Raw genomic sequence first — 8447 nt, 5'->3', positions numbered from 1 at the left:
GACACCAGGTCGGGCCCGCTACAACATGGCCTGACTGACCAGCCCGTACAGCCCGACTACCGGGTCGGCCGCGCCCTCGTGTGCCGCGGCCGGCGCATTGCGAACCATCTTCGAACAGGTATCCACCTGCTTCAGTCCCTGTTCGCTCAGCCACGCCGGCAAACTGCTCCCGTCTGGCACATCGATCCGCACGAATTCGCCGTCCCGTTTCGTCAGCCAATAGCCGATCAGCGCCTTCGCATGCGCATCGTCGCCCGAACGCGGCGCAACCACCGGGCCGACCACGTAACCGCGGCCGAAGCGCCGCAGCACCGAAAACCCGACGACCTCGCCATCGCGTTCGAGCACGACGCTTTCTCCCCGCGCCTGCAACGCGGACAACAACGCTTCGCGCTCGAGGCCCGACGCACGCGCGTCGAGTTCGACGAGACGCGGCCAGTCGGCCGGCGATCCGGCGCGCAGCCGCTCGCCATCGGGCACGGCCACCGCGGCGGGCCGATCCACGTTCCCCTGATACTGGCTCAGCGATCCGCACACGTTGAATCCGAGTTTCTCGTAGAGCGGTCGACCGGCCGGCGTCGCGTGCAGAAACGTGATGCGCGGCCCCAGCTCATCGAGGAGCGTCTCCATCAGTTTGCGGCCGATTCCCCGGCCCTGATGCGCGTCGGAGACGATCACGTGCCCGATCGCCGCGCGATCCGCACCGTACTTCCAGCACATCGCCGTGCCGATGACCACGCCGTTTTCCTCGGCCGCGAACGCGATCGACGTGTCGGCGGAAAACTGCCAGTCTTCCGCCCGGAACGGCCAGCGCAGCGCGATGGAAAGCGCATGGGCAGCGGGGACGTCCGCTGCGGTGAATCTGCGGTAGTGAAGCGCCGACGTCGCGTCGCGCTCCTTCACTTCATGTTCCTGGTTCATCAAGCGTCCTTTCAAATGATGTTCTCGTGCGACACGGCACGTCAGAAAAATACGCAGTGACCACATCGAAGCGGCTAAAAATTGCACGGCGCTCCCCGGCTGGCATGAATGCCCGACGATCAGGAAGCACGCCGTTCCCGGACCTGACGCCCGATCAACCAGACGTCAGCCGGTTTCCACGCCGCTCCGAAGCATCACGCCGATCGCGTGAAGTATTGCTGCGCCAACGCGACCCAATACCGGACGCCGGCCGGAATGATGTCGTCGTTGAAGTCGTATTTCGGGTGATGCAGCGCCGGTGAGGCCGCGCCATCCTGCGCATTGCCGATCAGCACGTAAGCGCCCGGCCGCTCCTCCAGCATGAAGCCGAAGTCCTCGGACGTCATGTTCGGCGGCACGTCGGGAGACAGGCGCTCGTCGCCGAACGTATCGCGAATCACCGCTTCGCACAGCGCCGTCTCGGCCGGCGTGTTGACCGTCGCCGGGTAGTACTGGAAAAACTCCACGTCGACCTGCGCGCCATAGGCCCCCGCGAGCCCTTCGCACGCGAGCCGCACGTCGCGCTGCAGCTTCTGCTGCAAGGCCGACGACAGCGTGCGGATCGTGCCGCGCAGCTCGGCGGTGTCGGGAATCACGTTGTCCGTCGTGCCTGCATGAAACATGCACACGGAAATGACCGCCGGGTCGACGGGGTCCTTGTGCCGCGCGGCGATGGTCTGACACTGCAGCACCATCGAGCACGCGAGCGGCACCGGATCGATGCCCAGATGCGGCTGCGCCGCGTGCGCGCCCTTGCCCGTCACCGTGATCCTGAAGCGCGAGCCGGCGGCCATGATCGCGCCGGTGCGCAACCCGAAATGCCCGGCCGGCAACCCGGGCCAGTTGTGCATGCCGAATACCGCTTCCGTCGGGAATTGCTCGAACAGCCCGTCGTCGATCATCCTGCGCGCGCCCGCGCCGCCCTCTTCGCCCGGCTGAAACACGAAATGGACGGTGCCGGGCAACTGCGGCAATTCCTTCAGCACGCGCGCGGCGCCGAGCAACATCACGGTATGGCCGTCATGGCCGCACGCATGCATGATCCCGTGCGAGCACGACGCATGCGCGAAGTCGTTGGCTTCGTGGATCGGCAACGCGTCCAGATCGGCGCGCAGCACGATGCCGCGGCCCGGATCGGCGCCGGCCAGGCTCGCGACCACGCCCGTGCCACCCAGCCCGCGCGACACCGCGTAACCGAGCGCTTCAAGCTCGCGGGCCACGACGTCGGCCGTCCGGTGTTCCTCGAATCGCAACTCGGGATGCGCATGCAGGTCGCGGCGCAGCTTCGCCCAGTGCGCACGGTGCGCGTTCAACGACGTGTCGGGGATGATGGCGTTTTCCAATCTCGGCACCCTTGCAAAGCCAACCGGTTCAAATCACGACTGCCGCATCGCGCGCGGCAGCCGCCTCAATCATAAAAGCCCAGGACAGACTTGACCTCCATATACTCCGCCATTCCTTCGATCCCGTACTCGCGGCCGTTGCCCGACTGCTTGTATCCGCCGAACGGCGCCTGAGGGTCCCATGCCGGGTAGTTCAGATGCACCTGCCCGGCCCGGATACGCGCGGCCACCGCCCGCACGCGCGCCATGTCGGTGCCCTGCACGTGCGCGCCGAGCCCGTATACCGTGTCGTTCGCGATCGCGACCGCTTCTTCCACGGTGTCGTAAGGCAGGATCGCGAGCACCGGGCCGAAGATCTCCTGCTGCGCGATCGCCATGTCGGTGCGCACGTCGGAGAAGATCGTCGGCCGCGCATAGAAGCCCTTGTCGAGGCCCGCCGGCCGGCCGGGGCCGCCGGCGATCAGCTTCGCGCGTTCGTCGATGCCCACGTCGATCATCTGCGCGACCCGGCCGAACTGCGCGCGATTGGCCAGCGGCCCGTGCGTCGTGGCTTCGTCGAACGGATCGCCGACGACGAGCGTTTGCATCGCCGCGACGGCCAGTTCCTCGACCGCGCCGAGCACGGTGCGCGGCACGATCATGCGGGTCGGCGCGCTGCACGATTGCCCCATGTTGCGGAACGCGGCGGCCACGCCCGGCGGGATCGCGCGCGACAGGTCCGCATCCGGCAACACGACGTTAGGCGACTTGCCGCCCAGCTCCTGCGCGACGCGCTTGACGGTCGTTGCCGCCGCCTGCGCGACGAGCACGCCGGCCCGCGTCGATCCGGTGATCGACACCATGTCGACTTCCGGATGCGACGACAGCGCGGCCCCCACCGTTTCGCCGCTGCCGCTCACGAGGTTGAATACGCCGGCGGGCACGCCCGCGTCGGCGACCACTTCCGCGAACAGCAGTGCGCTGAGCGGCGACAGCTCGCTCGGCTTCAGCACCACCGTGCAGCCTGCCGCGAGCGCCGGCCCGACCTTCGCGGTGATCTGATAGATCGGCCAGTTCCACGGCGTGATCAGCGCGCATACGCCGATCGGCTCGCGCACGACCGCGGTCGTCCCGCGCCGCTCGACGAACGGGTAGCTCGCGAGGTTGTCGCGTGCGACGCGGATGTGTTCGGCCGCGAGCGGTACATGCGCGCCGCGTGCATAGCCGATCGGCGCGCCCATCTCCAGCGCGAGCGCCGTGGCGAACAGCTCGGCGCGTTCCAGGATCAACGCATGGATGCGGTCGAGCAGCGCCGCGCGTTCCTGCGGCGACGTCGCGGACCAGCGTTCGAACGCATTGCGCGCGGCCTGCACCGCGCGGTCGGCGTCGCGCGCGCTGCCGAGCGGGATCTCGCACAGCGTGTCCTCGGTGGACGGGCTGATGACCGCGAACCGGTCGCCGCCGTCAGGCAGCACCCAGTCGCCGTCGATGAAGAAGCGATCGAGCCTTCCGGCTTGCATCAGGTGAACAACAGGGGAATTCATTGCAGCGTGTCCTTGAGTCGATACCAGGCGCCGACGAACGGCAGGAACCAGGGTTTGCCGAAGTGGCCCGGAATCGCGGGCCAGTCGAAACCTTTCCATGGGTTGAGGTCGGCGCGTCCGTCCATGATCTCGGCCATCAACGTGCCCATCAGCGTAGCCATGTGCGTGCCGTGGCCGCTATAGCCCATCGAGTAATACACGCCGTCGCGTTCGCCCGCGCGCGGCAGGCGGTTGGCCGTCATGTCGACCATTCCGCCCCAGCAGTAGTCGATGCGTACGGCGGCCAGCTCGGGAAACACGGCGGCCATCTGCTGCCGCAGGATTGCCCCGCTCTTTTCGTCCGAACGCGGATTCGACGCGGCAAAACGCGCGCGCCCGCCGAACAGCATCCGGTTGTCGGGCGTGGCGCGAAAGAAATTCACGAAGTTCTTCGTGTCGGTGACCATCCGGCGCGTCGGCAGCAAGCGGTCGAGCAGGTCGTTCGGCAACGGCTCGGTGACGATGATGAACGCGCCGACCGGCACGATCCGGCGGCGCACCCAGCCGAACGGCCCGACCTGCGAAATGCCGCTCGCGAGCAGCACCTGGCGCGCGCGAATCTCGCCGAGCGGTGTTTGCACCGCGTACGCGCCGCCGGCTTGCCGCTGCAGGCCGAGCACCGGCGCCTGTTCGAGCATGTGCGCGCCGCGGGCTTGCGCGGCGCGCGCGAGGCCGCGCACATAACGGCCGACATGCATTCCCGCGCTCTTGCCGAACAGCAGCCCGCCGTGATAACGGTCCGAGCCGATCTCGTCGCGCAGTTCCGCCTTCGTGACCAGGCGCGTGTCGGGGTCCACACTCGCCGCGAGCAGTGCCTGGCTGCGCACGAGCTTGTCGTAGTGCTCGGGCTTCGCTGCGAGCTTCAGCTTGCCGCGGCGCACGAAATCGCAATCGATCGACTCCTCCCTGACCAACCGCTCGACCGTGTCGACGCCCGCATCGAACGCGCGATAGAGCCGGTTGGCCAGCTCCGTGCCGATGCGCTGCGACAGCGATGCGTAGTCCTGCGCGAAGCCGTTGTTGCACATGCCGCCGTTGCGCCCGGACGCCGCCTGCCCGACGGTGCCCGCCTCGCAGACGATCACCCGCGCGCCTTTCTTGGCCAGCGCCAGTGCGGCGGCCGAACCGGTGATCCCGCCGCCGACCACCACCACGTCGCAACTTCCGTCGCGCAACTCCGGCGAGCTGCTCGCGAATGGCTCCGACGTATCGAGCCAGTAGGAACTGAAACGCATCAGGCACTCCCAAGCTGTCGCACCGCACCACACCGCGCTGTCGGGCCGGCGAACGTTCGTCGCACGACCCCGCCGCGCGTACGAGCCGGATCGAAGCGCCTCGTCCAGAGGCTGCCTTCCCGGCCGCGTAACGGCCTTGCACTAGAACTAGAAATCCGCGACCTTGCCCCAGGCGGACTCGCTGAACCGGCCGGGCCGGTACGGCGTCGGGTCCACGAACGGCTCCGCACCGGACGCGAGATCGGCGATCAGGTGCCCGGCGCCCGGGCCGATCCCGAAGCCGTGCCCCGAGAAGCCCGCCGCGAGGATCAGCCCCGGCACGCCCGGCACTTCGCCGATGCCCGGCACGCCGTCCGGCGTGCTGTCGACGAAGCCGGCCCACGCGTGCGTGATCGTCGCTTCGCGCAGCTCGGGCAACAGTTCGGACGCGCGGCGGTACGTTTCGGCGACCGTCGGCATGTCGGGCTTCGGATCGAGAATGCGCACCGCTTCCATCGGCGTCGGCGCATCGAGGCGCCAGCGCTTCAACGTTTCATGACCGCCGCGTACGCCTTCGAGGCCGCCCGGCAGCAGGTTGCGCCAGCGCTTCGCGAACATCGGCACGAATTGCGGCGCGAAGCGCAGGAACTGCGGCGTCGGGTCCACGCGCGCGCGGCCGCTGATCGCCAGTGCATAGCGTCCGTCGCAGCGGCGCGTAATGGATACACCGGACGTATACATCGCACCCGGCAGCGGCGTGTCAACGGGCGACACGCTCAGGATCGACTGACGGATCGACGCCTGCGGAAACCGGATGCCGAGCTGGCGGCAGAACGACGACGCCCATGCGCCGCCGGCCATCACCGCCGTCCGGGTCTTGATGACGCCCGCTTCGGTGACGACGCCCGCGACGCGGCCGCCTTCGAGCTCGATGCCGCGCGCCGCGCAGTGCTGGTGGACGCTGCCGCCCAGCTTGATCAGCGCGGCGGCCACGGCCGGCGCGGCCTTTCCCGGGTCGGCCGTGCCGTCGGTCGGCGAGAAGACGCCGCCCTTCCACTGCCGCCCCGTCGCCCGTCCGCGCTCGGCGGCCTGCTTGCTGTCGAGCATGTACGTGGTCACGCCCGCGGTCTTCGCGAATTCGCCCCAACTGGCCCAGCGGGACAGCTCGGCTTCGTCATTGCTGAGATACAGCAGCCCGCAGCGATGAAAGCCCGTGTCTTCTCCGGATTCGGCAGCGAATCGTTCCCACAGATCGATGCTCTTGCTCGCCATCGGCAACTCGCGCGCATCGCGGTTCTGCTGCCGGCACCAGCCCCAGTTGCGGCTCGACTGTTCGGCGCCGATGCGCCCCTTCTCGACGAGCGCGACCGACAGCCCGCGCCGGGCCAGATAGTAGGCGGTGAAGACGCCGATGATGCCGCCGCCGATCACGACGACGTCGGCCGCGGCCGGCGGCGTGGACAAGGTTTCGATATGGCGCAGCGGAGGGGACATGCTCAGTCTCGTTCGGTGGAAGGTTTGACGTTCTGCATCACGTAGAACTTCGCCACGCGTTCGCTGCTTTCCCACCCGATCGACGCGCCGCGCGGCACGAACAGCGCATCGCCGGCACCGACCGACTGCACGCTGCCGTCGGGCGCCGCGAAGCGGACGCCGCCGTCCAGCAGGAACATGAACTCGTTGGCGCGATGCGGCCGGACGATCCGGTGATACGGTGTCGAATCCCACGTGCCCGCGCAGTATCCGGCTGCGTCGTCGGTGAACACGTTGTCGCTGCGGCATTGCGGCGCAGGGCCGAGCAATACCTCGGCCGGCAGCGTGGCGGACGGCTTGAAATCCGCGTCGGCGTACAGCGCAACGACGCCTTGCTTCGTCGGTGTCTCGCACGCTGCCGAGCAGAACGTCAGCAGCACGGGCGATGGCGCGACGATGCGCAGCGCGGTGCCGCAGCCGATCACGGCGCCTTGCCCCGGGCCGACCACCAGCGGTGCGGCCCCGGCCGCTTCGAGCGTCAGCTCGCCTTCGACGACGACGAGGGTTTCGATGTGCGGAAAGCTCGACACGTCCAGCTCGCCGGCGAAGCGGATACGCCCCGCGGCCATCGCGTCGGGGCCTTCCCACGCGATCTCGCGATGCGACGCGAACGGATCGCTCGCGCCGAACGCCTGCTGGCGGAATGCGGTGGAAGACGGTGCGCCGTCGGCCCGGTGCAACACGAAAACTGCGGTCATTTCTGCTCCTGTGCGGTGCGTGGCGGCCTGGTTCAACGCCGTCACGCGATATCGGAAATCGTCGTTCGCCGGCTCTTCTGCCGGACATCCTCGGCGGGGCATGTCGTCCATGCGTGCGCTTACGCCGCGTGGCACGACGCTTCGCGGCGTTCGGTGCGCAGGCGCGCCGACGGCGTTCGTACCGGTACGCCGCCGGTTCGGGCAACCACGTAATCGCGCGGCGTGATCCCGAGCACGCGCCGGAAATGCCGGCACAGATGGCTCTGATCGAAGAAGCCGACGTCGGTCGCGACGACCGACGGCGCGAGACCGGCGCGCAACAGGTCCTGCGCCCGCCGTATCCGCACGAGACACAGATACCGGTGCGGCGACAGCCCGGTTTCGCTGCGAAAGCGCGCGGTGAAACGCGACACGCTCAAGCCGGCCACCGCCGCGAGCGTGTCGAGGTTCAGCGGCTGCGCGAACGACGCGTCGATCGTGCGCAGCACGTCGCCGATCGCCGGCGAGACGGGCCGCGCGACACGCGGCGAGACGGGCCGCGCGACACGCGGCGAGCCAACGAATTGCACTGTCATATCGAGTTCTCCCGGCGCTCGCTTCAATGCAGGAAATCCTGCATCCGGTAATACGCGCCGACGAGCGGCAGGAACCACGCGTGTCCGAAATGGCCCGGTATCGCCGGCCATTCGAGCTCGCGCCACGGGTTCGACGCGGCCGCGCCATACAGCACGTCGGCCATCACGCGGCCCATGTGCACCGACATCTGCACGCCGTGACCGCTGTAGCCCATCGAGTAATAGAGTCCGTCGTGCTGGCCCGCGCGCGGCAGCCGGTCGGCGGTGATGTCGACCAGCCCGCCCCAGCAGTAGTCGAGGCGCACGTTGGCCAGCTCGGGGAAATAGCCGGCCATGCCGGCGCGCAGGATGTCGCCGCTCTTCGCATCGGAGCGCGGGCTCGACATCGCGAAACGCGCGCGGCCGCCGAACAGCAGCCGGTTGTCGGGCGTCACGCGGAAGTAGTTGCCGATCTGGCGCGACGTCACGTACGCACGGCGATGCGGAAACAGCCGGTTCAACTGCAAGTCGGGCAGCGGCTCGGTCACGACGATGAAGCTGCCGACCGGCGCGATGCGTCGCC

General features: G+C 68.5%; 8 protein-coding genes. All 8 read right to left on the bottom strand.

Translation table 11 applies throughout. From position 1 onward, the window contains the following. Positions 1-18 precede the first annotated feature (18 nt). The gene (locus H3O04_RS31605; protein WP_124476484.1) at positions 19-921 is read right to left on the bottom strand and encodes a GNAT family N-acetyltransferase; all 903 of its coding nucleotides are present in this window, start codon (positions 919-921) and stop codon (positions 19-21) included. 194 nt (positions 922-1115) lie between these two features. Beyond that, positions 1116-2303, bottom strand: a complete 1188-nt coding sequence (locus H3O04_RS31600; RefSeq protein WP_023474560.1) for a M20 aminoacylase family protein — start codon at positions 2301-2303, stop codon at positions 1116-1118. A gap of 65 nt (positions 2304-2368) precedes the next feature. Then, positions 2369-3826, bottom strand: coding sequence for an aldehyde dehydrogenase family protein (locus H3O04_RS31595; protein ID WP_202589190.1), 1458 nt, complete (start codon positions 3824-3826; stop codon positions 2369-2371). Then, on the bottom strand, positions 3823-5100 hold the full coding sequence (locus H3O04_RS31590) for an NAD(P)/FAD-dependent oxidoreductase (RefSeq protein ID WP_202589189.1): 1278 nt from the start codon (positions 5098-5100) through the stop codon (positions 3823-3825). Before H3O04_RS31590 ends, H3O04_RS31595 begins: the two co-directional genes overlap by 4 nt. A gap of 147 nt (positions 5101-5247) precedes the next feature. After that, entirely contained in the window at positions 5248-6573 is a 1326-nt protein-coding gene (locus H3O04_RS31585) for an NAD(P)/FAD-dependent oxidoreductase (RefSeq protein WP_012336799.1), read from the bottom strand. A 2-nt stretch (positions 6574-6575) separates the two neighbouring features. Further along, positions 6576-7310 carry a cupin domain-containing protein gene (locus tag H3O04_RS31580; RefSeq protein WP_202589188.1) on the bottom strand — a complete coding sequence of 245 codons (735 nt, stop codon included), beginning with the start codon at positions 7308-7310 and terminating at the stop codon, positions 6576-6578. 119 nt (positions 7311-7429) lie between these two features. Continuing rightward, positions 7430-7885 (bottom strand): helix-turn-helix domain-containing protein, encoded by a 456-nt coding sequence (locus tag H3O04_RS31575; RefSeq protein WP_202589187.1) that lies wholly within the window; start codon positions 7883-7885, stop codon positions 7430-7432. A 23-nt stretch (positions 7886-7908) separates the two neighbouring features. Continuing rightward, positions 7909-8447: NAD(P)/FAD-dependent oxidoreductase (locus H3O04_RS31570; protein ID WP_202589186.1), on the bottom strand; the 539-nt coding region annotated here is incomplete at its 5' end.

The organism is Burkholderia sp. KCJ3K979, assembly GCF_016759955.1.
Lineage (GTDB): Bacteria > Pseudomonadota > Gammaproteobacteria > Burkholderiales > Burkholderiaceae > Burkholderia > Burkholderia orbicola.
Note: the sequence above shows the minus strand (reverse complement) of the source record. Positions and strands in the feature narration are given on the sequence as shown.